This is a genomic window from Lysinibacillus sp. NPDC056232, assembly GCF_042267565.1.
GTDB lineage: Bacteria > Bacillota > Bacilli > Bacillales_A > Planococcaceae > Lysinibacillus.
The window spans coordinates 109,375-133,242 of record NZ_JBHJTF010000005.1; the positions used below are offsets into that span (position 1 = coordinate 109,375).

Sequence of the window (23,868 nt, forward strand, 5' to 3'; positions counted from 1 at the left end):
GAAAGAAAGACAGAAACGACGGAAGAAGAGTCAAAGTGACGGATAGAAATTAGAGCGACGGATGGAGTTGCCGGAGCGACGGAAAGTATCGACCAAGCGAAGGAAAGAAGAGTCAAAGTGACGGATAGAAATCAGAGCGACGGATAAAGTTGCCGGAACGACGGAAAGAAAGACAGAAACGACGGAAGAAGAGTCAAAGTGACGGATAGAAATTAGAGCGACGGATAGGATTGCCGAAGTGACGGATAGAAAGTCAAAAGCGACGGAAAGAATCGACCAAGCGACGGAAAGAAATCAGAGCAACTGATGAATGTGCGAGAAAATGAATATCAAAGACATTTGGAAAAATAGTATATGAATTTTGATGATTGACACATACTACAAATTTGTAGTATGTTTTAATTACTACAATGGCGTAGTAATTAAAGTGAAGGGAGTGACAGAGGTGGGTTATTATAAATTGTCCGAAACAGAAGAGGAATTGATGGACTTTATATGGAAACAAAATCGTAAGTTTACATCTACAGAATTATTAGATTTCTTTAACCGTGAGAAAGGGAAGCAGTGGAAGTCTCAAACCATTTCTACCTTTTTGACAAGGTTGGTAGACAAAGGGTTGCTGGATGTAAAAAGGGAAGGTAGATCAAATGTGTATATCCCTCTTCTTTCGCTAAAAGAGTATAAAAAGAAAGAAGCACAAGGCCTATTAGATAAGTTGTATCAAGGTTCAGTAAAGAACTTTTTAGCAACGCTCTATGACGAAAAGGTTCCTTCTGATGAGTTGAAAGAACTAAAAAAATGGTTTTCAGATAAGTAGGTGTGATGATGAATGAGTGGTTAAGAATCTTGGTGACATTGTCGGTCGCTGGAAGTATTGTTCTATCACTTTCCTTTTTGATCACGTATGTGACAAAGGAGTTACTCACTGCAAAATGGAACTATTGGAGTAGAAAACTGTCTCTTTTCTTTTTTCTAGTTCCAATTTTTGTTTTCCCTGAGTTACTTTTCATTTTTAGGAAAACAAATAATGATATCGCTTTTGGGAATCAGTTTGTAGTACTGAAAAACACATTAACTGTATCATTAGCAGCTGTCCAAATTTTATTTGCCATTTGGATTGCAGGAGTAATCGTCAAAAGTGTTTGGGCTTTCTATTCATATCAAAGACTCAACAAGCAGATAAAAGTATCAAGTTTTTTAGTTCCAGCAGAAAGTGAAGTACACCAACTCCTTACTAAAAATATGGATCGTATGAATTGCTCGACTGATATAGAGATTATGTATAACAGGTTTAATATAAGTCCCATTTTAATCGGGATTTTAAAACCGACTATTGTGTTACCGATGTATAAGATTCCAAATGATGAATTAGAGATGGTTATTAAACACGAATTGATTCATTTTAAGAAAAAAGATTTATGGATAAGAAGGTTTATGCTAATTGCAACAATTATCCATTGGTATAATCCTTTAATTTATTTATTAAAAAAAGAAGTACTTATGTGGAGTGAGCTTTCTTGTGATGAAGATGTTGTTATGAAAATGTCTCATGTAGAGAGGAAAAAATATGGAGAAACGATTTTGAATATGATTGAACGATCAAATGAGCAATCTAATTCATTTATCTTTGGCACCACTTTTTCAACTGAACAAATGAATTTAAAAAGGAGATTGATGAAAATGTTAAAAGTAAAAAAAATGAGTAAGCCTGTTATAGTCCTATCCTCTGTTGCATTATTAGCACTTGCAAGTATTGGCGTAGGAGGAGCTGCATTAGCTCAAAAAAATACACCATCTATTTTAGGAGATATTATTCAAGAAGAAAACAAAGTTGCAACATTAGTTTCTTCAAATGGAGAAAAAGAGGAAGCAAAGGGAGGATTTTCCGAGTTGATTTCAGTCAAAATGTCTGATGAATCCAAGTTTACAAAAGATGAGTGGCAAAAAGTTCTTAAGCAAATTGAAAAAGGTGAAGTTCATTTAGAAGAATAATAAAAGAATCCTGTACTTTTATAGTATGGGATTCTTTGTGCGTGTACATTTTTAAATTCACATTTCCCTCGCCATAGCGAACAATTGAGCAGTCAAGTAAAGCGTTGAACCGGCTTTTTATGAACTGCAGGAAATTTTATAAATTCCTCATCTTTATAAGTGAAGTCTAAGAAACCATTATATTTTTGGACTATATCTTTAATGATCGTTGTACCTATGCCTTCATGCTCCTGCTTTGTTGTTAAACCAGAGCGGTCAAATAAAGAATCTACGACGTTTGTAGGTAGTGGGATAGTGCTGTTCTTACAAGTCATAATCTAGACTATCAGAAGAGTAAATTAAGTATTAGAATAATGAAGCTATCTATGGGAAGTAAAAACGCTGCACAAATCAGTGTGCAGCGTTTCTTTAATCAAATAGATGTTCATATGGGGCGATGTCAATTTTCATTTCATCTAATTTTTTACGTAAAAATTTATGGTCACGCTTTGGCGTTGCTTGAATGTAGCCACGAATAATCAAATCGTGGTTAATAGAAGGTGCTTTTTCTTCTAAAGCAAGCTCGCCAATTTTTCCTGCTATTTTTTCCTTTGCTACTTGTCTAAATAGCTCAGGTACAGGGCTTACAAGTTCATATAAAAGCTCTTTCTCAGGTTGTCCCCATAAATGAATGGTTTTATCTAAATAATACTCTTGCCAATCCAAATCGGATTTACCGTCCTGCTTCGGTAATGCCTTTAAAAATTTGCGGAACATGAAAAATCCGCCTATCGCCATAAATGAAATAAGTACAACTACCCAAAATAGGATAAACCATAAAAACCAACCACTTAACAAATCGTTCACCTCTTTGCCTTCTCTCACTCTATTATAAAAGCTTACATAAAAAAATTCATCCTAAATGTCCCTTTTTTAGCAATAAGTCAGTATATATTGTGTAAGAAAGGAGGTGACCTCCATGGCAAAAGTCAATTTCTTAGGTGCTACACTGCGCTTAAAGTATGTCGCTGGACACAATGCTCAAAACGAGCCCATGTTCACAACAAAAACGTACCGCAATTTAAACAGCTCGCATACGGCAGAGGATTTAGTAGAAGTAGCATATGCCATTGCAAGTCTATCTTCACACGCACTAGACAGCATTGTAAAACAAGAAACAACAGATTTATCCTAAGGAGGGAAAGCTATGACACAAGTTTTAGAGCTGCAATTTGAAACAGCGGCAGGGAAAACGGCAACATTTGCGATTGATGCACCGAAGCCAAAGGTAACAGCGGAAGAAATTCAAAAGGTAATGCAAACAATCATCGCTAAAAACGTTTTTGATGGACAAGCTGGCACTCTCGTTGCGATGAGTGGGGCTCGCATCGTTGATCGACAAGTAACAGAATTTGATTTAGAGTTCGAATAACCAAAAAAATGGTCTTTGCAGAATGTACTGCAAGGACCATTTTCAGCAATGTCAGTCTTATGTATCTTGTAGTGAAGGAGGGACCAACATGGAACAGTGGTTAAACATGATATCGGATATCGGTTTTCCTATCTTAGTGTCGTTTTATTTACTGCACCGGGTAGAAGTGAAATTAGATGCAATTCATGATGCGCTTGTTTCCTTAAAGTGAAATCGATTTCACAAAGATGTACGAAAGCTGTCACTTGAGTGTCCTTGTCAATATTTACATCGTACGATAGGATGGGGATAGTGTAAGTAGGGAGCGTGTTAAAGATGAGAAATAAAATAATTGGACTTGTTCTACTTTTTGCATTAGCAGCTGTGCTTAGTGCGTGTGGAAATTCAAAGTTTAAAGCAGATTATAACATGGAATTACCAGATTTTGAACATGTCAATCAACGCGGAGAAACAGTTTCTTTAGAGAGTTTAAAAGGAAAACCATGGATTGGTATGTATATTTTCACGAATTGTACATCAATTTGTCCACCAATGTCTTATAATATGACGCAAGTTCAAGAGAAGCTGAAGAAAAAAGGTGTGGAAGATTATAATATTGTTGCGTTTTCAGTTGATCCTGACGTAGATAAACCACAAGTATTAGCTGATTATTTGAAAAAATATAATGTTCCAGATCAATCAAAATGGAATCTACTTACTGGTTATTCACAAAAATATATCGAGCAGTTCGCTGTAAAATCAACAAAAATAATCGTCAGAAATGATCCTAACAGCGACCAAGTCGTTCATGGGAATCAATTTTTCTTAGTCGATAAAGATGGTGTAATTGTAAAAATGTATTCAGGATATGCAGAGAATGCAGAGGATGTCCCAATTGACACAATTGCATCAGATATAGAAACATATATTGATGAAAATTTATAATGGATAGAAGGAAACCGTCTTGATTAATAAAGAGACGGTTTTTTTTTGTTGAAATTTAATCTTTTATAACTGTAGCCTCGTTTATAGTGTAGAAGGAGGGAAAGATTTTGTCTGATACAGAATATTTAGAGCAACTAATGGAACTACATACAGATCATTTATTTCGAATCGCTTACTACTATACGAAAGATCTACGAATAGCTGAGGATATTGTTCAAGATGTATTTATTAAATTTTATCATCACCAAAAGCATTATGAAGAAAGAGGAGAAATGAAGGCTTATTTAGCACGCATGACCATTAATAAATGTAAGGATTACTTAAAAAGCTGGGCTTATCGAAAAATTACATTTCAGCATAATTTTTTTGCCAAACAAAAAACTGTTTTACAAGATACACTCATTCGTCAAGATGAACAAGCTCTTTTAGATGAAGCCATTTTACGGTTACCAATAAAGCAACGTGAAGCAATTGTCTATTTTTATTTGGAGGAGATGACGATCAAGGAGATAGCAGAACTACTGGCAATTCCTGAGGGTACCGTTAAATCTCGTTTAAAGAAAGGGAAGGAATTATTAAAAGTAGACTTACAGCATATTGAATGGGAGGTACTTTTCCATGGATAAGCATACAATGCACGTATTGAAGGATGTCTCAGCACATAAAGAAGCAATCATTCAAAAGGTTCGACAACAGGTTCAGCAAGAGCCGTATCCATCAAAAAAACTTTGGCCGCATCGTGCACTGGCGGTCATGATGACATGCTCTATCTTACTATTTATTGCATGGCAAGCTTCGAAACCGATGGATCATTTAACGACAGAAATACTTCATGAAGAAGAAAAACAATCATTCACTGATTTATTTAAAACAGAAGTTGAAGGAACAGAGACAACGTTCAGTCAGTATTTTCAAATAGCAGATCAATTTATTCACCGCGAAAATATCAAATTTTATGCACCGCTTCAAGGCTTCGAGGCTATGCAAGCAGTGGCAGCTACTATGGGGAATGCTGTCCATTTAATAGACCCTGAAGATCTTCCGTTTAAATCAAATATACAAGAGGTCTATGCGGTAACATCAGAGATGCAAGATGGTAGCCTGCAAAAGCAATTTCAATTTAGTTATAAAGAAAAGTCTCTCACTGGAGTGGATCGTCAATATATTATTTTGACAGTAACAAATGTAAATCATAATCCAGTAAACTATAAAGTTACGGAAGATAGTCAGGAGTTTTCAGGGGAAATCAGGAATGTAGGTTTGAACTTTATGAATCCTTTGTATTATCATGCGATGACACCAGATAAAGGTTTCGCGTATGTATACTATAATTATGATGAGGCAGACAAGCGTATTTATCAAATGAGTACAAAAGCCAATGAGTTTTATACGTATTATAATGGCTATGCATATCAAATAGGCTATCAATTAAATGGTGATCAACAGGAAGCACAAGAAAAAATGGTTGCTCTTGCAAGGGAATTTATCCCACACATAAATTCAGAGAATGCAAAGAAGTAATGTGGAAAATAACTGCCTGCTAAAGCTCGATTGGTGAGGGGGGAGCGATCAGTGGTGATAAAAAATCCCTCGTGAGTAAGTAATACTTTATTTTTGGCAACAACTAGTTACCAAAATGACACATCTCATTCAGTCTATATTAAAATAGTAGAAAAGGGATGGGGGGTTCAACAATGACAGTAGCGCAAACGTATTTAAATGTTGTCCAGAAAAGATTTAGAAGTGTCAAAGAGCTAGGCGATAAAACACTCGACCAACTGGAAGAGGCCCAATTGCACTGGGCGTATAATGAAGATTCAAATAGTATCGCAGTGATTGTAAAACACGTTAGTGGAAATATGATATCGAGATGGACTGACTTTCTTACGACAGATGGTGAGAAATCAACGAGAAATCGTGATGATGAATTTATGGATAGCCTTCAGACAAAAGAAGAGGTAATGACAGTATGGGAAAAGGGCTGGCAAGTATTTTTAGATGCTTTACAAAAATTAACGGAAGCTGATTTACAAGGGTTTGTAACGATAAGGGGAGAACGACATTCCGTGATAGATGCGATTGAAAGACAAATGTCCCATTATTCACAACATGTCGGTCAAATCGTTTACATTGCTAAGCAAGTAAAGGGTTCTGAGTGGCAAACAATAAGTATTCCAAAGGGACAATCTCAGCCTTTCACAGATTCAATGTTAAAAAAACATCAACAATAGAAGTAAAGCCATCTCACTAGTGTGTGATGGCTTTTTTTGTGGAATATACATACATATCTTTGTTTAAAAATCGCAAAACTTTATTATATTCAGAAAATAAAATTGACGTGTATCTTTGAAGCGTGTTATGTTTAATACAAAATTTAATATGTAACATTACAAGTTTGAGTGAAAAAACTTTTTCACTTAATTTAAAGGAAAATGGGTGTAAATCCCATGCTGTCCCGCAGCTGTAAATGAGGAGTTTTGTTTCAAATACCACTGAGTAAGTACTCGGGAAGGTGAAGCAAAATGGAGATTCATAAGCCAGAATGCCTGCTTGTAGTATGATTCATTGTAGATCTACGAAAGATAGGGAGATGGATGGAAGGCTTTTAATAATGAGTTTTTCTATCCTTATTCACGTGGAATAAGGATTTTTTTATGTCTTTTTCTAATCTATGTAATTTACATCAAAGTGAGGTGTAAATAAAGCGAGAGCAAAGTAATGACGATTACTTTGTGTTTCAAGTTAGAAGTATAGTGGAGAAACATATATATTTTAATTTTCTAACACCCAAGAATAGACAGGAGCAATCATAATGATATTTTTTAAAAAATTATTACCGTTCATTCTAATACTGATGTTATCGATTTTAGCAGGCTGTTCAAGCTCGAGTGAAGGTAATGGAAGTAAAACTTCTAGCAAAAATAATAATGAAGGAAAAATGATAACAATTGGCTGGCCGCTAGATATAGGGCCTTTAAATCCGCATACCTATTTACCAAACCAAATGACTGCGCAAGCAATGGTATATGAATCATTAGTAGAATATAACGATGACGGGACAATATCGCCGAAATTAGCGGAGAGCTGGGAAATTTCTGACGATAAAACAGCTTACATATTTCATCTTAGACAAGATGTAAAATACTCTGATGGGACAGTCTTTAATGCAGATAATGTTATTCGTAATTTTAATGCAGTTTTAGCAGATCGTGATACACACTCTTGGATGGGAATGGTGAATCATATTGTAGATGTTGTGAAAGAAGATGACTATACAATTCGTCTTCAATTAGATGCACCCTATTACCCTGTATTAAATGAACTGGCTTTTGTGCGACCATTTCGCTTCTTAGGGGATAACGGATTCCATGAGGGAGATGCAACAAATAAAGGTATTAAAGCTCCGGTTGGAACAGGTCCATGGGTATTAACCGAATATAAAAAAGATCAATATGCACTTTTTAGCCGCAACGAACATTATTGGGGTGAAAAGCCACTAGTAGACAAAGTAAAAGTGAAAATTATACCAGATTCAGAATCTATTTCACTGGCATTTGAAAATGAAGAATTAGACTTAATTTATGGTCGTGGCATTATTAGCTTAGATAACTACACTTTCTTAAAAGACAGCAATCAATACAAAACGGCTGTATCTGAACCTTTATCTACACGTGCATTACTTTTTAATACACAATCTGGTCCTTTAGCAGAATTAAAAGTACGTCAGGCTATTCAATACGCTGTTAATAAAGAACAAATGGTTGAAAGTATTACCCATGGTACAGAAAAGGTTGCCAATACACTGTTTTGGGATGCTATTCCATATGCCAATATTGAGTTAAAACCAATCCTATTTAATCCAGAAAAAGCCGAGCAGTTATTAGATGAAGCAGGTTGGACATTAAAAAATGGTGATAAAATCCGTTCTAAAAATGGGCAACCTCTTACATTAGATTTAATCTATATTGCCACAGATGCTATCCAAAAACCTATGGCAGAATTAATGCAAGGGGAATTAGCTAAAATAGGCGTTCAATTAAAACTTGAAGGCGCTGATGTAATGGTAGGGCTCCAAAAATTAATGGATAATCAAGTAGATATTAATTTCTGGCGCACAAACGGTCCACCAACAGACCCACACAGCTTCGCAAACGAATCAGCAACACCGAATGCAAATGGTGTTTATGAAGCGAAATTAGGCCTAGAAAATGCAACACAAATTGATGACAAAATACATCAATTATTAATTGGGACAGATGAAGCGGAACGTGTGCAATTGTATAAAGATATTTTAACAATGTTCCATGACCAAGCATTATTTTATCCAATTTCATATGAAACGAATAATGTTATTTACCATAAATATTTGAAAGATTTTAACCCCCGTGCATCTGAATATGATATTCCTTATGCTCAAATGGATGTAAAGTAAGAGAATGAAAAGAGAGTGGGTCTATTATGACTCCTCTCTTTTTGCACTATGAAGACTTGGGAAGTGATGAAAAAATGTACGAATCAACTTGGCTTTTTTGTCTAAAACGAGTAATTACATTACCATTTGTTTTACTAGGGGTTTCAATCATGACCTTTTTATTTATTCGTTTTGTTCCAGTAGAGCCAGCGGAGGTCATACTTAGACTGTCAGGAGTCGCCCCGACAGCAGAAGCAATACAGGCGCTACGATCGGAATTAGGCACTGATCAACCTTTGTCTATTCAATATTTTATATGGCTAAAAGGCGTGTTACACTTCGATTTTGGTACATCGTTTGTGAGTAAATTACCCGTTGCTCAAGAAATAGTAGAAAAACTACCGGCAACTTTTGAATTAGCCCTAGCTGCATTTGTGTGTATTCTTTGCTTTAGTATTCCTCTTGGTATTATAAGTGCTCTTTATAAAAATTCCGTATTTGATAAGATTGTAAGCTTATTATCTATTATCAGTGTATCCATCCCAACTTTTTGGGTAGGTTTTTTTCTTCTGTACTTATTTAGTTTGAAGCTTGGCATTTTCCCGACAAATGGTAAAGGGACGATGTTACATATAATTTTACCAGCCGTATCTTTGGCATTACCAACTATTGGGTTGTTTGTTCAAGCAATTCGTACAAGTGTCATAGAAGAATTACAAAAATATTATGTTCAGTATGCACATTTACGGGGGTTAAAACAATCTGTTATTCTCAGTCGACATGTCTTCAAAAATGCTGCTATTCCACTGACGACGATGCTTGGTATGACACTTGGGAATTTATTGGGTGGGGCAGTTATTGTCGAGCAGGTATTTAGCTGGCCTGGTTTAGGTCGCTACTTAATAGAATCAATTATTAATAGGGATTATCCAGTTGTGCAATGTTATGTTCTAATAATTGCTATCATCTATGTTTTTGCTAATTTATGTACAGATATATTACATCGAGTTCTTGACCCGCAGCTAATGATGGTGAGGGGGAGAGAGTAGAGTGATTAAATTACATAGTTTAAACGGTAAACAATTGACTAGTATAACTCTTCTCACATTTATTGGGGTAATGGGGCTTTTTGCGCCGTTGATCATGCCGAATGATCCTTTTTTAGTAGACGTCTCTAAGAAGTTTTTAGAACCATCATGGGCATATCCTCTCGGCACAGATCATTTAGGTCGATGTATACTTTCACGTATATTGTTAGGTATTCGCTATTCTTTAGGGTCAGCTATATTCATTCAATTAATAGCAAGCTTTTTTGCTATATGTATCGGGGCAATAGTGGCTTTTAAGAGAGGGATCATTGATTATTTATTTATTCGCATCTGTGATATTTTATTAGCTTTCCCAACACTTGTTCTTGCATTTGGACTACTAGGTATTTTGGGTCCAAGCTTAAGAAATGTCTTATTGGCCCTTATTGTTACTCAAACTATTTATTATTCAAGAATTTTAAGAGGCCTATTTATAAGCGTTCATGAAAAAGAATTTATAAAAGCTGCAAAAATTAGTGGAACTTCAGGAGTGAAGCTAATCCTACGTCATTTCGTGCCAAATATAATGGCGCCGATGCTGACTATTATTTCTTTCGATTTAGGAAAAGTCATTTTAGAAATTGCTGGCTTTTCATTTATTGGATTAGGTGTTCAAGCTCCTACTCCTGAGTGGGGAATGATGATTAGTGAGGGCAAACAGTATATTCGACTACATCCTGAGCTTATGCTTTATCCAGGTGCGGCCATAATCATCGTAGTCCTATTATTTACTATTTTATCTGGTCATAACAAGAAAGTTGGTCATTGAAAGGGATAGCTATGGAAAGAAAAATCTTATTACAAGTCAAAGATTTAAATGTGCAAATAGGAGAGCAGGAAATCCTATCTGCTATTAATTTAACTGCAAATAAAGGACGTATATTAGGGATTATCGGTGAAAGCGGTAGTGGTAAGTCAATGTTATGTCAAGCAATTATGCAATCTCTTCCGGTTATGGCAAAATCGACGGGCCAAATTTTATATCAAAATACTGATTTAACATCTGTAACCAAAGAAAGATTAAGAGATTACCGAGGAAGGCACATATCGATGATTACACAAAATCCATTGGTAGCGTTTGATAGTAATCAAACAATAGAAAGGCATTTTCGGGAAACAATAAAAGCGCATTACGTCATGAATAAAAAAGAAATAAGACAGGTAGCTATTTCCGCAATGAATAAAGTAAATTTACCTAATCCGGAAAAGCTATTGCAATATTATCCTTTCCAATTAAGTGGAGGGATGTTACAACGTGTTATGATTGCTCTTTCTTTTGCGATGCAACCTAAATTATATATTGCCGATGAACCTACAACAGCTCTTGATACAGTCAATCAAAAGAAAATACTATCATTGTTCAATCAAATTCGAAATAACACCGATGCAGCGATTATTATCGTCACACATGATCTTGGTGTTATTGCTGAAATTGCCGATGAAGTTGCTGTTATGTATAAGGGAGAACTCATCGAGCAGGCGAATGTCTTTGATTTTTTTGACGCGCCACAGCATTGGTATACAAAGAAACTTTTACAATCGAGAATCACTTTTTAGAGGAGGTAGTAGATGGCTCTATTAGAGGTGACGAATGTTGAGAAGTACTATCATCAGAGACAGTCGTTTATACAAAAAAAGCGAGAAGCACCAGTATTACAACAGGTTACATTTTCACTTCAGGAAGGCGAATGCTTAGGAGTGGTCGGTCAAAGTGGCTCAGGAAAAAGTACATTAGCTCGGATCATTTTGGGCATAGAGAATCCAACGAGTGGGATTATACGATTTAATAATGTGAATTTATATCAAGCTAGCTCTAAAGAAAAAAAGGGAATTCGCAGAGATTTACAAGCTGTTTTTCAAAATAGCTTTAACTCCTTTAATCCAAAGCAAACTATTGCAGAGATAATAGAAGAACCATTTCTTAATTTCGAAAATTTTTCCAAAAGCGAAAGGCAACGTAAGGTCGAGAAGCTACTGAACTGTGTTGAGTTAGAAAGCAATATTGCCAATAAATATCCTTCACAGCTTAGTGGAGGTCAACAGCAACGCGTAAATATTGCTAGAGCAATTGCTATAAACCCCAAACTTATTGTGTTAGATGAGGCTATCAGTAGCCTCGATATGATATTGCAGAAAAATATATTGCAACTACTACAATCACTACAAAAGCAACTGAAGCTATCTTATATTTTTATTTCTCATGATTTACATGTAACACGCTTTATATCAGATAGAATACTAGTGATGCATAAAGGTCGACTTGTTGAGGAAATAAACAAGGACGATCCATTTAAACACCCCGCTTCACTCGAACTATTCAACGCTATTCTGCCTATGCATCCCAGGGACAGACAAAAGACGTGCTAGCCTAAGAGAAGAGTCAAAAAAATAAAAATCGTAGCCAATTTTATAGCTACGATTTTTTGCTGCTTTTCTATGCAAAATAAAGCTGATACATCGAAGCTTCTTCGTCAATAGATGTTGTGATTTCAAAGGCTACTGCTGTGTTCGCTCATTAGCAATGATTTCGTACATAAATCGTATGAGAACCATTAATTTGCATTACCATCTATGTATTCATCCGGGGCCAAATAGGAGTGGCAACCGCTTTTAATGCAGTCACTATCTGTTTTTCTTCTAAAATGCAGCTAGAGGAATAACCTTCACATCTAGATTGGCTATATTAAAAAATGGCATCTCTAATCTAGTGATGTGCCAAAAAAAGCCCCATTAACTACTAAAAACAGCCATATAGAATTTACAGAAGTCAAGACATTTGGAGATGTGTTTTAATTTTTGTAAAATTTTAGTGTTAATTTATGAAAAAAGACGCACTTCTTATAGGATAAAAGGTATGATTAGGCTATACTCAAGAGGATTAATGTTAATAGTGGAATAGAGGGAGTCGTATGAAATCAACGGTAGAACGAAAACTGCAATTTGCTTTTGGTATAGTTTTAGTATTTCTATTACTAATTACTAGTATTGCCATGTACTTTTTAAATGATAATAAACACACACTTGCGGAAATCGAAAAAAATACGGAATTAATGAACTTGTATAATGATATTTCCTTTCAAACGGTTCGTGCAAATGCTGCCATTCGAGGGTATATGTTATATGGTAAAGAAGACATGCTCAACAACCATCTTGAAATACGAGAAACTTTACATAAATCTATTCAGCGTATTGAAGAACTTGAACATAAAAATACGGACTTTGAACAGTTTTTAAAGCAGTTAGAGGCATGGGAAGAGCCTTTAGATGAACAAATTGTACCGCTTTTTCAAAGTGGTGAAAAACAGCAAGCCCAGCAGTTGGCATTACCGGTTTTAGGGAAAGGTTCTCTAAAGCTTGTTGAGTTTGGGAAAACGATGGCAACCGTTCAGCAGGATGAAATGCAGGCTCGTATAGAGGCTACAAAGCAAAAAGGCGACAGAAGTGGCAAAGAGATTGCTGTACTAGCAATGGTCTCCTTACTTATAAGCATTATAATTGCGACAGTTTTTGGTCGAAGAGTAGCGAAAAATATTCAACAAACAGTAATAGAAATGGACAAATTCTCAACTGGCAATCTACAAACGCACCTGCAATTTAAAACAAAAGATGAGTTTGCCCAGTTGGCAGCTTCCTTTAATTCAATGGCGGAAAAACTTAGACATACGATGAAGCAAGTTGGTAATTCATCTGAACAGGTAGCAGCAACATCCGAGCAGCTCACAGCGAGTAGTATGGAAGTGACACAGGCAACAGAAGTTGTCTCAGAGTCGATCCAAGATATTGCACACGGTATTGAAGAGCAGGATACATTGACAGGTGATGTACGAAACTTATCCTCGCACATTTTGAAAAAAATGAATGAGATATCAACGAATATTGATCATGTTAACGATGCAACTGTAGAAACTAAAAGTATGGCTAGCATAGGACGTTCTTCAGTTCGTAATGTCATCGAACAGATGAATGACATTGCAAATAATACAGTAGAGCTAAGTACACGTGTTAAAGACTTAGATGAAAATACAGCAGCAATTGTCTCAGCAGTCAATGTTATTAAAAATATCGCTACCCAAACAAATCTATTGGCTATCAATGCCTCTATAGAAGCTGCGCGCAGTGGTGAGCATGGCAAAGGCTTTGCTGTAGTAGCAGAAGAGGTACGGAAGCTAGCGGATGAATCGAATTTAGCAGCAGTAGATATTGAAAAGGTTGTTTTGCGAATTACTGAAGATACAAGAATTATCGAAGAAGACATGATCAGTAGTAATGATTCAGTAATGCTTGGTCGTGAAAAAGTAAATGTGGCAAGAGATAATTTCATTCAAATTGACGATGCCATTAATGATGTACAAGCTCAAACCGAATCAGTAACAGCGGCTATTCGAACGATCCATCAAGATATTGAAAAACTTGTCAAAGAAATCGACTTCATTAGCGAAGTTTCCATGAAATCAAGTAGCAATGTTCAAAGTGTTGCAGCATCCTCTGAGGAACAAAATGCAGCGATGGAAGAAGTAGCGGCAGCCTCTACACATTTGGCAAAAATGGCGATTGACTTACAAGAATCAATTCAGACATTTAAATACTAACGTATAGAACCCCTATGAATCATACATAAAGAATGATTTATAGGGGTTCTATGTTTAGTGGATAGTGACGCGGAGAGAGCGATTTATGTCGAGAAAATCAAAAAAATGAAAAAAGGTGTTTGAATTTAAGTATTTCGACCGATAAAAACAAAAGAAGAAAATTTAATCGATATGAGATGGGGAGGTTGTGTGCTGGGGGGATTCTTTGAGTCTAAAAAGAAACCACAAAATTGGATAAAACACATTTAAGAACTAGTAAAGACAAAAGGAGAGCTGTTTCATGAAACGATTATTTGGAAGCTTTAAGGGTAAGCTCTACACATTATTTGCTCTTATCTTACTAATCCCAGTTATTTCTGTAGGAAGCTTATCGTATTTTTCAGCAAAAAATTCGATAAAAGAAGAAATACTTTTTAGTGCAGATGAAAGTGTGAAAATTTTGAATACGTTAATTGATAGTTCCATTAGCGCAAAAATAAATGAAATCACTTCCTTTAGCGAGGAAATAAATTCTTCTAAGTACGAACAGAAGGAAACCACAATCCTACCAAGTTTTCAAGAATATATGAAGCTGAGTCCAGATGTTTTAAGCATTTATGTTGGAACAAATGACGGAACATTTATTCAAGAACCAAAAATAAATAGCGCGGATTATAATCCTTTAGAAAGAGATTGGTATAAAAAGGCTAAGGAATTAAAAGGTGAGACTTTAATTACGAACCCTTACATAGATGCAGGGACTGGAGATATGGTCGTAACAGTAGCTCGTCAGGTAAAAGATCAATCTGGGGTAGTGGCTATTGATTTAAAATTGACAGACCTTCAAAAAGTTTCGGACTCTATAAAAATAGGGAAAAATGGATATTCTTCTATTTTTGGGGACAATAATTTGGTCATTTCACATCCTACATTAGAAGCAGGTAAGGAATTAAACGAGAGCTTCCTCAATCAAATGTACGACAGCAAATCTGGTACGTATGATTATGTCTTTGATGGTGATGACCGTATTATGTTCTTTACAACGAATGAACTGACAAACTGGAAAATCACAGGGACAATTTTTGCCAAAGAAATTGACCAATCAGCATCACCCATTTTGAAAAAAACGTTTCTCGTACTAATTGCTGCGATTGTAATCAGTTCGATTGTATTCTTTTTTGTCATGAAGGCAATTATAAAACCGATTAGATTACTAAAGGATAGTGCAGTAACCATTAGTAAAGGGGATTTAACAGAGAAAGTGACCATCACTTCTTATGACGAGATTGGACAGCTAGGGCAAGCCTTTAACGATATGCAAGACAGTTTAAGAACTCTTATTCAAAAAATTGAACAAAATGCTGAAGAGGTAGCATCGTCGGCAGAAGAGCTAACAGCCAATGCCACTCAAACGAGCACAGCGACAGAAAAGGTGGCCATTTCGATTCAAGATGTTGCTTCAAGCGCAGATACGCAAACGACGAGTGCCAATAAGAATGCAGAATCGTTACAGGAGCTTTCCAAGGCCATTCTTCATATCGCAGAGATCTCATCTACTGTGACCGATCTTTCACAGCATGCAACGCTACAAGCAGATGAAGGTGGACAGGCAGTTCAAAATACAAAAGATCAAATGCAATCTATTCATATTTCGGTGACCGATTCAAACACGAAAATTCAAACGCTACATGAACGCTCTAAGCAAATTACGTCCATTTTAGATGTGATTACAAGTATTGCAGATCAAACTAACTTACTTGCTCTTAATGCAGCGATTGAGGCAGCAAGAGCAGGAGAGCATGGAAAAGGCTTTGCAGTTGTTGCTGATGAAGTAAGAAAGCTGGCGGAGCAATCACAGGAATCTGCACAACAAATTTTTGAGCTAATCCATGGCATTCAGTTAGAAACAGAACAATCCGTAAACATCATGGCAAAAGTTACAGAAGATGTACAAAATGGTCTACATGTATCGGATGAAGCGATTACGAAATTCCAAGTGATTAAAGCAAGCATGGATAAAATTACTCCTAAAATGGAAGAGGTATCTTCAGCCTCTGAACAAATGTCAGCAAGTGTACAAGAGGTGACAGCTGTTACGGAAGATTTGGCATTCTCAGCAAAAGGAAATGCAGCTGCCTCAGAGGATGTTGCAGCGTCTACAGAGGAACAATTGGCTTCGATGGAAGAAATTAATGCTTCTGCACAAGCTCTTGCACATATGGCAGACGAGCTAAAACAGCTAATTAGTCAATTTAAATATTAATAGAATCAGGCATAACAAAAAAACGCCATTCCGTTTGAGGAATGGCGTTTTTGAATAATTATCGATCTTCTTCCCAACAATCAGTATTTTTCAATTTTGGGATTGATTTTGCATAAAATACAGGATTTTTGCCTGCATTCCGTTGCATCGTAAAGTCGTCTAACACTTGGAAGGCAATTTTACCAAGTAATAAGATGATCGTAATATTGATGATAGCCATTAGTCCCATGAATAGATCTGCTAAGTTCCAAACAAGCTCTACTTGCGCAAGAGAACCAAACATAACCATTGCAAGAACTAAAATACGGTAGATAAACATCCAACTTTTATGAGCATTCATAAACTCAATATTAGATTCACCGTAATAGTAATTCCCGACAATAGAACTAAATGCAAAGAAAATAATAGAAATAGCGATAAAGTAAGGAGCCCAATCACCTACATGTACAGCTAAGGAATTTTGTGTAAGAACAATTCCATTACTTTCACCAGTATTATACAGACCCGCTAAAATAATGATAAACGCTGTTGCAGAACAAATCATAATTGTATCAAAAAATACACCTAAGCTTTGCACTAATCCTTGCTTTGCAGGGTGAGAGGTATTTGCTGTAGCGGCGGCATTAGGAACACTACCCATACCGGCTTCATTAGAAAATAAACCACGACGTACACCTTGCATAATAGCAGCTCCAATCGCACCACCAGCAGCTTCCTGAAGACCAAACGCTTCTGTGAAAATCAGTTTGAAAACGGCAGGTACTTCAGTCAGATTCGTTACAATAACAAAAAGGGCTACAGCTAAATAGAAAACTGCCATCACAGGTACAAGTACTTGCGTAACTTTTACGATTCTATGTACGCCACCAAAAATAATCATGGCCGTTAACACAACTAGAATAATACCAATGATAGTAGGATTAATATTAAATGCCTCACCTACAGAAGTTGCAATCGTATTCGATTGTACCGCATTAAATATAAAGCCAAAGCTTAACGTTAAAAGAATACCAAAAATAACCCCTAATTTACGTTGACCTAACGCTTTTTCCATATAATATGCTGGTCCACCACGGAACGTATCGCCATCCTTTACTTTGTACACCTGTGCAAGCGTACTTTCAATAAAGGCAGTCGCCATTCCTAAAATAGCAATAATCCACATCCAAAATACGGCTCCAGGTCCACCTACTCCAATTGCTAATGCAACGCCTGTGATATTACCTGTACCTACACGTGAGGCTGCGCTAATCGTAAAGGCTTGGAACGGAGAAACACCTGACTCTCCCTCTCTTTTTTCAACTATTAAACGAAACATTTCAGGGAAAAGTCGAATTTGGACAAATTTTGTTCCAAATGAAAAATACAATCCAGCAGCTATTAACAATGTAATAATGCAATATGTCCATAAAATATTATTAGTATCACCTACAATATTCGTTAACCATTCCATTTGCTTTCCTCCAATCTCAATACGCTTTAGTCTACACTGTTTTTTTGTAATATATAAACTTTTTGAAAATAATGAATTATATTAATTTTAATGTTTTACAATATTTGATACAGCTAGTCCAAGGTACTGTTTAGGATGTGGATATCTGATGCCTATTTATACGTTAGCAATTGATTATAAATATGGGTGATGGGTTTTGTATCGGAATTTTACCAGGTAAAAATAATATAATGATACGAAAGAAAAATGCATGGTGTTATGAAAAGGAGGTTAATGGAAAAAGAAGTTTAATACTTTTTTGAAAATTCCCTTATTTAAGTTAGAATTATTAGTATAATAGTAAAATTAAAGGGGGAATTTGCGTGAAAACAATTGGAATGATTGGCGGAATGAGCTGGGAGTCTTCTGCACAGTATTATCGTCTTATGAATGAAGAGGTTAAGCAACAATTAGGAGGCTTGCATTCAGCAAAATGCATTCTGTATAGTGTAGATTTTCAAGAAATTGAGCATTATCAAGCTGAGGGAGAGTGGGAGAAGGCTGGGCAAGTGCTGGGAGAAGCAGCGCAATCCCTAGAGAGTGCAGGGGCAGATTTTATTATCATTTGTACAAATACAATGCACAAGGTTATTGATATCATTGCGGCAAAGATCACAATACCGATTTTACATATAGCAGATGCGACTGCAAATCAAATAGAAAAAGCTAGTTTACAAAAAGTTGCCCTTCTTGGGACAAAGTACACGATGGAGCAAGATTTCTATAGAGCTAGAATAGAGGAATTTGGCATTGAAGTGCTTGTTCCACTTGCTAAGGAGCGCGCTGAGGTCAATCGTATCATTTATGAAGAATTATGCTTGGGTCGAATTGAACAAGCATCGAAGGACTATTATTTACAGGTGATAGAGAGTCTTGTGCAATCAGGAGCACAAGGAATTATATTAGGCTGTACAGAGATTGGATTACTTATTAAACAAGAAGATGTGAACGTACCTGTTTTTGATACAACAGTTTTACATGCACAGGCTGCTGTATATATGGCGATTCATAAGGAGGACTAATATGCCAAAAAAAGTACGAGAAATGGGGATCGTCGTTGGCACGTTATCAACTGGTGAGAAAAATTGTATTACCGATGTAGCTGGCGTGCGTGTAGGTCATGTAACGCTCGATGAGAAAATGAATCAAGAAGGCGCTTATGCCTGTACAGGGGTAACAGCGATTTTACCGCATGATGGTAATTTATTTCAGCAAAAGGTTACTGCTGCAAGCTATGTGCTAAATGGTTTTGGGAAAACGACAGGGCTCGTTCAGGTGAATGAGCTAGGGGTTATTGAATCACCAATTATGCTCACGAATACATTTGGCGTTCCGGCTGTAACACAAGGAACGCTACAATTTATGCTAGATACGAATAGTGAAATAGGTCATTCAACAGGAACTATTAATATCGTAGTCGGGGAATGTAACGATAGCTATTTAAATTCTATTCGAGAATGTCCTATCACACCCGAGCATGCTGTGGAAGCGATTCGCAAGGCATCAAATGAAACAGCGGAGGAAGGGGCAGTTGGTGCCGGAAAAGGAATGATGTGTTTTGGCTATAAAGGTGGGATTGGCTCGTCTTCCCGAATCGTGACACACGCGTCAACAAACTATACGATAGGTTGTATGATACTTAGTAATTTCGGACAAAGCTCAGAGTTTCTAGCTCATCAATATACTACTTCAAATGTTCAAAATGAATCGGCATTATCGCCGACAGATGGCTCCATTATCATCGTACTTGCCACAGACGCACCGCTTAGTAATCGTCAGCTGACACGTGTTATTAAACGCTGTGGTATCGGACTAGGACGTACAGGCAGTCATTTTTCACATGGCAGCGGAGATATAGTTATTGGCTTTACAACAGCCCATCATATCGCTCACCAATCAGATCAGCTCGTCGAAACACGTACACAACTACGGGAAGATCACCCTATCATGAATCAATTATTTGCAGCTGCAGCAGAAGCAACAGAGGAAGCCATTTTAAATTCACTATCTCAGGCACAGACTACTGTTGGTAGAAATGGACATAAGGTTGAAGCGTATCAATTTTAACTCGATATCCACCAATTTGGTTCTGGTTTAGCTTTGATAATAAAATTATTCAATGTATTATTCATTCTTCAGTAAATGAAACCTCATCTTTAATGCGTGAAATATTAATAAAATACTATTTAGTTAGCCTTTTTAGTAGAAATAACCGGGAGAGTTTACCTTCATTTTGATTAATATCAAAATGGAGGTTTTTTTATTGCTAATTAAATTTGATTCTATTAACTAAGGCTCATCACCGAAAGTAGTGGATGCATTTGTTAAAACGTATGCATATAAGTTGATTGGAGTGGAGACTGGGCGACTCCTTGGGGATTAGCAATAGAGGAACGAAGGCTAAAACCATCACGTCCTGTGATAACGCCTTCGTGACCAACATCGTGCTGCTGACGCTACGTTAGCACTACGCTTTCGCGCAAAAAACATCTGTTGGCCCGAGACCCTGGAGCGAAGCGGCTCATCGGACACCTCCAGGAAGCTTTGCTCTGTGCGAAAGCGTAGCGACAGCAACAACAAAGCGCCCAGTCGGAACGGAAATCAACCACACGTTATGGTGATAAGCTCTAACTAAAGAAATCCTTGAAGATGCTTATTCGCCATTTTTTATTATATTTCGGTAATCTTCTACCCTATCCATGAATAAAATCTTAAATAGGTGAAAAAACATTGTCGTTCGACTGCTTGCATCAATTATTTGGCGTATGTTGTTTGAAAAGAAGAAAATAGCTATTACTCTGTCATATTTCTTTTTTTATCTGGTCAATAAATTTAAGGTATGATACATTCGATAAAACTGAATTATCTAAAAATTTTATCGAAACCTGAAATTGGAGGTGTGACCTATACATGACATCATTTTTCAACCCATTGAGGTAGATAAAACTTCAATGAGGGCATCAACACCAACAATTTGTGAAAATGGCGAACCGATCATTCAAATTGGAGAAGAACATTCAAGAATTTTTATTGAGCCAATTTACTATCATCAAAAAATACCAAACAGTTTACAAGTTATTTATTTACGTCAGGGTGTATATGAGCGATTAACACAAGCGCTGTTATTATTACCTAAAAATTTTAGTCTTATCTTATATGATGGCTATCGTCCATTCCAAGTGCAGCAATTTTTGTTTGCGAATTTTTCAAGGCAAATAGCACAACTTTTTCCTCATATTACTGAGCAAGAGGTTGTAAGAGAAACGAGTAAGTATGTTGCGTTTCCTAGCTTGGAGCATGCTCATTTTGCCCCTCATTAACTTCTTTCAGCGGGTTTCAAAACACCCGCTGAAAGAAGTTAAAGCCTCCGGCGGATGTCACAGAATCGTAAAGGAGCTAATAAAGGATGTTAGCCTAAAAACATCGCATCCATGCGATAACGGCTAACTGACCTGCTTCGTGCAGGCCTAAGCAAAAAGCCGATTCCGGACACAATTATGCCAAGGCATAATTGATCAGATGGAGCGATTGATGTGACAATAGGAGATTTGGATGGCAATGCTTTAAATTTAGGTTCAGCATTTGATGAAATCAGTGAAAAGTCTGCAACACGCTATTTTGAACAACATCCAGAGGAAGATTGGGAAGCCTGTGTTCATCGACGTCTTCTATATAACTGTATGACAATGGTTGGCTTTACGAATTATTCAGAGGAATGGTGGCATTACGATTTTAATAATGTTTCATGAGGAAGACGTGTAGGTGCGCAAGAAGCTAGTTATGGAGCTGTGGAAGCAATGATCAAAGACAATAAAGTAAAGGAGTTTCGATTTCTATGAAGGTCTATATTAGTGCAGATATTGAAGGGATTACTGGCACAACTGCTTGGAGTGAGACGGAGCTAAACGCGCCAGATTATCAGTTTTTTCAAAAGCAAATGACAAAGGAAGTAGAAGCCGCTATTGAGGGGGCTATTCTTGGTGGAGCAACCGAAATTTTATTAAAGGATGCTCATGATTCAGCACGTAATCTTGATATATCTAATTTACCAGTAAACTGCAAGGTTATTCGAGGTTGGACGTATGACCCGATGTGTATGGTTGCGGGACTTGATAAGAGCTTTGATCGCGCCATTTTTATTGGCTATCACAGTAAAGGGGGAAGTGCGCGGAATCCTTTAGCACATACACTTTGTGTTTTTGCGGATGTGAAAATTAATGGGGAGTACGCGAGTGAATTTTTAATTAATACGTACGCGGCTGCTTTGCATGGTGTTCCAGTTTCGTTTGTTAGTGGAGATGTGGGGTTAACAGAGGAAATTCAATCGATCAATGATCATATCATCACATTTGCCACAAAAGAAGGGATAGGAAATGCGACCATTAGCGTGAGTCCACAGCTGACGATTATGGAAACAAAACGACTTGTTGAGGACTCGATGAAGGTGGCACGTGAAGATTTACAAGTGACATTACCAGAGCGCTTTGTAGTGGAAATCATTTATCGTGATCATACGCGGGCATATCGAAACTCGTTCTATCCGAATGCTACGTTTAAACCACATAATACAGTGGAATTCGTAACGGATGATTTTTATGAGGTGCTTCGAATTTTACAGTTCTTAACATAAGCAACGAAAAGGTAGGTGAATGAATGAAAATAAAAAATATTATCGTAGGGAAAGTAGAGGCACCACTTATAACACCGTTTAAAACAGCTTTAAGAACAGTGCATAGCATTCACAATATTGCTGTCTATGTCCATGCAGATAATGGGCAAATAGGCATCGGTGAAGCGGCACCGACCGCAGCCATTACTGGTGAAACACTAGGGTCTATTTCTCACGCTATAGAAGAGTATATTAAGCCAGCTATTATCGGAATGGATATTGAAGAATTGACAGAAATCATGGAGCGAATTGACAACAGTATTTATCAAAACACCAGTGCAAAAGCTGCGGTAGATATGGCGATTTATGATTTGTTTGCTAAACGCTATCAAACACCGCTGTATAAATTATTAGGGGGCTATCGGAAAGAATTAATAACAGATATTACGATAAGTGTAAATGATGCTGAAGAAATGGTGAAGGATAGTATAGCCGCTGTACAACGAGGTTTTCAAATTTTAAAAATCAAGGTGGGGAAAGATCCAGCAGGTGATGTAAAGCGAGTTATTGCTATTCGTGATGCAGTTGGACACGCCATAACATTACGAGTGGACGCGAATCAGGGCTGGACACCGAAGCAAGCTGTACAAATTATTGGTGCACTGGAAGATACAGGTGCAAATGTTGAATTGGTTGAGCAGCCTGTTCATTGCCATGATCTAGTAGGAATGCAATTCGTGACGGCTAATACATTGACAAATATTTTGGCGGATGAAAGTGTTTTCACTGCAAAAGATGCCTATACAATTATTGAAAAGCGAGCTGCGGATTTGATTAATATTAAGCTCATGAAAACAGGAGGCATTTATCAAGCACAGAAAATATGCCATATTGCGGAGGCAAACGACATACCATGCATGATTGGCTGTATGCTAGAGACAAAAATTAGCGTAAGTGCTGCTGCACATTTTGCCGCATCACAGAAAAATATCACGATGATAGATTTAGATGGACCTAGTTTATGTTTGAAAGATCCTATTGCCGGTGGGCCAATATTTGAAAATGAACGCATTAGGATGACGGATGCAGCTGGGATAGGATTTTCATAAT

The 23,868-nt window shown here is 36.8% G+C and carries 25 protein-coding genes and 1 riboswitch; of the genes, 22 read left to right on the forward strand and 3 right to left on the reverse strand.

The genetic code is table 11. The annotated features are described in order from the left end of the window. Positions 1–445: 445 nt before the first annotated feature. Entirely contained in the window at positions 446–817 is a 372-nt protein-coding gene (locus ACFCYJ_RS05955; protein ID WP_376071991.1) for a BlaI/MecI/CopY family transcriptional regulator, read from the forward strand. Positions 818–822: 5 nt separating this feature from the next. Continuing rightward, positions 823–1,992, forward strand: coding sequence for a M56 family metallopeptidase (locus ACFCYJ_RS05960; protein WP_376071993.1), 1,170 nt, complete (start codon positions 823–825; stop codon positions 1,990–1,992). Positions 1,993–2,084: 92 nt separating this feature from the next. Here ACFCYJ_RS05960 and ACFCYJ_RS05965 read toward each other — a convergent pair whose 3' ends face one another. Both ACFCYJ_RS05965 and ACFCYJ_RS05970 read right to left on the reverse strand, forming a co-directional pair. After that, the gene (locus tag ACFCYJ_RS05965) at positions 2,085–2,306 is read right to left on the reverse strand and encodes a GHKL domain-containing protein (protein WP_376071996.1); all 222 of its coding nucleotides are present in this window, start codon (positions 2,304–2,306) and stop codon (positions 2,085–2,087) included. A gap of 94 nt (positions 2,307–2,400) precedes the next feature. Continuing rightward, positions 2,401–2,829 (reverse strand): DUF2621 domain-containing protein, encoded by a 429-nt coding sequence (locus ACFCYJ_RS05970; protein WP_376072178.1) that lies wholly within the window; start codon positions 2,827–2,829, stop codon positions 2,401–2,403. A 121-nt stretch (positions 2,830–2,950) separates the two neighbouring features. Here ACFCYJ_RS05970 and ACFCYJ_RS05975 point away from each other — a divergent pair, with 121 nt between their 5' ends. From ACFCYJ_RS05975 to ACFCYJ_RS06040, 14 genes are all read left to right on the forward strand, one after another. Then, the gene (locus tag ACFCYJ_RS05975; RefSeq protein ID WP_053592915.1) at positions 2,951–3,166 is read left to right on the forward strand and encodes a DUF1659 domain-containing protein; all 216 of its coding nucleotides are present in this window, start codon (positions 2,951–2,953) and stop codon (positions 3,164–3,166) included. A gap of 12 nt (positions 3,167–3,178) precedes the next feature. Next, the gene (locus tag ACFCYJ_RS05980) at positions 3,179–3,403 is read left to right on the forward strand and encodes a DUF2922 domain-containing protein (RefSeq protein WP_376071999.1); all 225 of its coding nucleotides are present in this window, start codon (positions 3,179–3,181) and stop codon (positions 3,401–3,403) included. A gap of 88 nt (positions 3,404–3,491) precedes the next feature. Further along, entirely contained in the window at positions 3,492–3,614 is a 123-nt protein-coding gene (locus ACFCYJ_RS05985) for a YvrJ family protein (protein WP_082337366.1), read from the forward strand. A gap of 104 nt (positions 3,615–3,718) precedes the next feature. Then, positions 3,719–4,327, forward strand: a complete 609-nt coding sequence (locus ACFCYJ_RS05990) for an SCO family protein (protein WP_376072003.1) — start codon at positions 3,719–3,721, stop codon at positions 4,325–4,327. Positions 4,328–4,434: 107 nt separating this feature from the next. Then, the gene (locus ACFCYJ_RS05995; protein ID WP_376072005.1) at positions 4,435–4,953 is read left to right on the forward strand and encodes an RNA polymerase sigma factor; all 519 of its coding nucleotides are present in this window, start codon (positions 4,435–4,437) and stop codon (positions 4,951–4,953) included. Next, positions 4,946–5,848: a hypothetical protein gene (locus ACFCYJ_RS06000; RefSeq protein WP_376072007.1), complete on the forward strand. Its 903-nt coding sequence runs from the start codon at positions 4,946–4,948 to the stop codon at positions 5,846–5,848. The genes ACFCYJ_RS05995 and ACFCYJ_RS06000 overlap by 8 nt, the downstream gene beginning before the upstream one ends. 173 nt (positions 5,849–6,021) lie before the next feature. Next, on the forward strand, positions 6,022–6,558 hold the full coding sequence (locus tag ACFCYJ_RS06005; protein ID WP_376072009.1) for a DUF1572 family protein: 537 nt from the start codon (positions 6,022–6,024) through the stop codon (positions 6,556–6,558). 143 nt (positions 6,559–6,701) lie between these two features. Continuing rightward, positions 6,702–6,895, forward strand: a riboswitch (cobalamin riboswitch). A gap of 244 nt (positions 6,896–7,139) precedes the next feature. Continuing rightward, the gene (gene nikA, locus ACFCYJ_RS06010; protein ID WP_376072012.1) at positions 7,140–8,759 is read left to right on the forward strand and encodes a nickel ABC transporter substrate-binding protein; all 1,620 of its coding nucleotides are present in this window, start codon (positions 7,140–7,142) and stop codon (positions 8,757–8,759) included. 74 nt (positions 8,760–8,833) lie between these two features. Beyond that, positions 8,834–9,787: a nickel ABC transporter permease gene (nikB, locus tag ACFCYJ_RS06015; RefSeq protein WP_376072014.1), complete on the forward strand. Its 954-nt coding sequence runs from the start codon at positions 8,834–8,836 to the stop codon at positions 9,785–9,787. A 1-nt stretch (position 9,788) separates the two neighbouring features. Further along, a complete protein-coding gene (locus ACFCYJ_RS06020; protein WP_376072016.1) occupies positions 9,789–10,595 on the forward strand; it encodes an ABC transporter permease in 807 nt (268 codons plus the stop codon). An 11-nt stretch (positions 10,596–10,606) separates the two neighbouring features. Next, on the forward strand, positions 10,607–11,383 hold the full coding sequence (locus tag ACFCYJ_RS06025; RefSeq protein WP_376072018.1) for an ABC transporter ATP-binding protein: 777 nt from the start codon (positions 10,607–10,609) through the stop codon (positions 11,381–11,383). A gap of 12 nt (positions 11,384–11,395) precedes the next feature. Continuing rightward, a complete protein-coding gene (locus tag ACFCYJ_RS06030) occupies positions 11,396–12,193 on the forward strand; it encodes an ABC transporter ATP-binding protein (RefSeq protein ID WP_376072020.1) in 798 nt (265 codons plus the stop codon). A 542-nt stretch (positions 12,194–12,735) separates the two neighbouring features. Beyond that, a complete protein-coding gene (locus tag ACFCYJ_RS06035) occupies positions 12,736–14,415 on the forward strand; it encodes a methyl-accepting chemotaxis protein (RefSeq protein ID WP_376072023.1) in 1,680 nt (559 codons plus the stop codon). A 280-nt stretch (positions 14,416–14,695) separates the two neighbouring features. Continuing rightward, positions 14,696–16,657 (forward strand): methyl-accepting chemotaxis protein, encoded by a 1,962-nt coding sequence (locus tag ACFCYJ_RS06040; protein ID WP_376072026.1) that lies wholly within the window; start codon positions 14,696–14,698, stop codon positions 16,655–16,657. Positions 16,658–16,715: 58 nt separating this feature from the next. Here ACFCYJ_RS06040 and ACFCYJ_RS06045 read toward each other — a convergent pair whose 3' ends face one another. Then, positions 16,716–18,110 (reverse strand): alanine/glycine:cation symporter family protein, encoded by a 1,395-nt coding sequence (locus ACFCYJ_RS06045; protein WP_376072029.1) that lies wholly within the window; start codon positions 18,108–18,110, stop codon positions 16,716–16,718. Positions 18,111–18,472: 362 nt separating this feature from the next. On the opposite strand from ACFCYJ_RS06045, the gene ACFCYJ_RS06050 reads away from it, so the two are divergent. The 6 genes from ACFCYJ_RS06050 to ACFCYJ_RS06075 all read left to right on the forward strand — a co-directional run bounded on the left by ACFCYJ_RS06050 (position 18,473) and on the right by ACFCYJ_RS06075 (position 23,867). Next, positions 18,473–19,171 carry an aspartate/glutamate racemase family protein gene (locus ACFCYJ_RS06050; RefSeq protein WP_376072032.1) on the forward strand — a complete coding sequence of 233 codons (699 nt, stop codon included), beginning with the start codon at positions 18,473–18,475 and terminating at the stop codon, positions 19,169–19,171. 1 nt (position 19,172) lies between these two features. Then, positions 19,173–20,216 carry a DmpA family aminopeptidase gene (locus tag ACFCYJ_RS06055; protein WP_376072034.1) on the forward strand — a complete coding sequence of 348 codons (1,044 nt, stop codon included), beginning with the start codon at positions 19,173–19,175 and terminating at the stop codon, positions 20,214–20,216. A gap of 884 nt (positions 20,217–21,100) precedes the next feature. Next, positions 21,101–21,469, forward strand: a complete 369-nt coding sequence (locus ACFCYJ_RS06060; RefSeq protein ID WP_376072037.1) for a M15 family metallopeptidase domain-containing protein — start codon at positions 21,101–21,103, stop codon at positions 21,467–21,469. A gap of 213 nt (positions 21,470–21,682) precedes the next feature. Then, on the forward strand, positions 21,683–21,898 hold the full coding sequence (locus ACFCYJ_RS06065) for a M15 family metallopeptidase (protein ID WP_376072040.1): 216 nt from the start codon (positions 21,683–21,685) through the stop codon (positions 21,896–21,898). An 86-nt stretch (positions 21,899–21,984) separates the two neighbouring features. Next, on the forward strand, positions 21,985–22,779 hold the full coding sequence (locus ACFCYJ_RS06070; RefSeq protein WP_376072042.1) for a M55 family metallopeptidase: 795 nt from the start codon (positions 21,985–21,987) through the stop codon (positions 22,777–22,779). A 23-nt stretch (positions 22,780–22,802) separates the two neighbouring features. Continuing rightward, the gene (locus tag ACFCYJ_RS06075) at positions 22,803–23,867 is read left to right on the forward strand and encodes a dipeptide epimerase (protein ID WP_376072045.1); all 1,065 of its coding nucleotides are present in this window, start codon (positions 22,803–22,805) and stop codon (positions 23,865–23,867) included. Position 23,868: the final 1 nt, after the last annotated feature.

Excerpts from the sequence above, each read along its gene's own strand:
- ACFCYJ_RS05980 (WP_376071999.1), top strand. The coding sequence starts at position 3,179 with ATGACACAAGTTTTAGAGCTGCAATTTGAAACAGCGGCAGGGAAAACG.
- ACFCYJ_RS05985 (WP_082337366.1), top strand. The coding sequence starts at position 3,492 with ATGGAACAGTGGTTAAACATGATATCGGATATCGGTTTTCCTATCTTA.
- nikB (WP_376072014.1), top strand. The coding sequence starts at position 8,834 with ATGTACGAATCAACTTGGCTTTTTTGTCTAAAACGAGTAATTACATTA.
- ACFCYJ_RS06040 (WP_376072026.1), top strand. The coding sequence starts at position 14,696 with ATGAAACGATTATTTGGAAGCTTTAAGGGTAAGCTCTACACATTATTT.
- ACFCYJ_RS06000 (WP_376072007.1), top strand. The coding sequence starts at position 4,946 with ATGGATAAGCATACAATGCACGTATTGAAGGATGTCTCAGCACATAAA.
- ACFCYJ_RS06075 (WP_376072045.1), top strand. The coding sequence starts at position 22,803 with ATGAAAATAAAAAATATTATCGTAGGGAAAGTAGAGGCACCACTTATA.
- ACFCYJ_RS06060 (WP_376072037.1), top strand. The coding sequence starts at position 21,101 with ATGAGGGCATCAACACCAACAATTTGTGAAAATGGCGAACCGATCATT.
- ACFCYJ_RS06005 (WP_376072009.1), top strand. The coding sequence starts at position 6,022 with ATGACAGTAGCGCAAACGTATTTAAATGTTGTCCAGAAAAGATTTAGA.
- ACFCYJ_RS05990 (WP_376072003.1), top strand. The coding sequence starts at position 3,719 with ATGAGAAATAAAATAATTGGACTTGTTCTACTTTTTGCATTAGCAGCT.
- ACFCYJ_RS05965 (WP_376071996.1), bottom strand. The coding sequence starts at position 2,306 with ATGACTTGTAAGAACAGCACTATCCCACTACCTACAAACGTCGTAGAT.
- ACFCYJ_RS06070 (WP_376072042.1), top strand. The coding sequence starts at position 21,985 with ATGAAGGTCTATATTAGTGCAGATATTGAAGGGATTACTGGCACAACT.
- ACFCYJ_RS06030 (WP_376072020.1), top strand. The coding sequence starts at position 11,396 with ATGGCTCTATTAGAGGTGACGAATGTTGAGAAGTACTATCATCAGAGA.
- ACFCYJ_RS06055 (WP_376072034.1), top strand. The coding sequence starts at position 19,173 with ATGCCAAAAAAAGTACGAGAAATGGGGATCGTCGTTGGCACGTTATCA.
- nikA (WP_376072012.1), top strand. The coding sequence starts at position 7,140 with ATGATATTTTTTAAAAAATTATTACCGTTCATTCTAATACTGATGTTA.
- ACFCYJ_RS06045 (WP_376072029.1), bottom strand. The coding sequence starts at position 18,110 with ATGGAATGGTTAACGAATATTGTAGGTGATACTAATAATATTTTATGG.
- ACFCYJ_RS05960 (WP_376071993.1), top strand. The coding sequence starts at position 823 with ATGATGAATGAGTGGTTAAGAATCTTGGTGACATTGTCGGTCGCTGGA.
- ACFCYJ_RS06025 (WP_376072018.1), top strand. The coding sequence starts at position 10,607 with ATGGAAAGAAAAATCTTATTACAAGTCAAAGATTTAAATGTGCAAATA.
- ACFCYJ_RS05975 (WP_053592915.1), top strand. The coding sequence starts at position 2,951 with ATGGCAAAAGTCAATTTCTTAGGTGCTACACTGCGCTTAAAGTATGTC.
- ACFCYJ_RS06035 (WP_376072023.1), top strand. The coding sequence starts at position 12,736 with ATGAAATCAACGGTAGAACGAAAACTGCAATTTGCTTTTGGTATAGTT.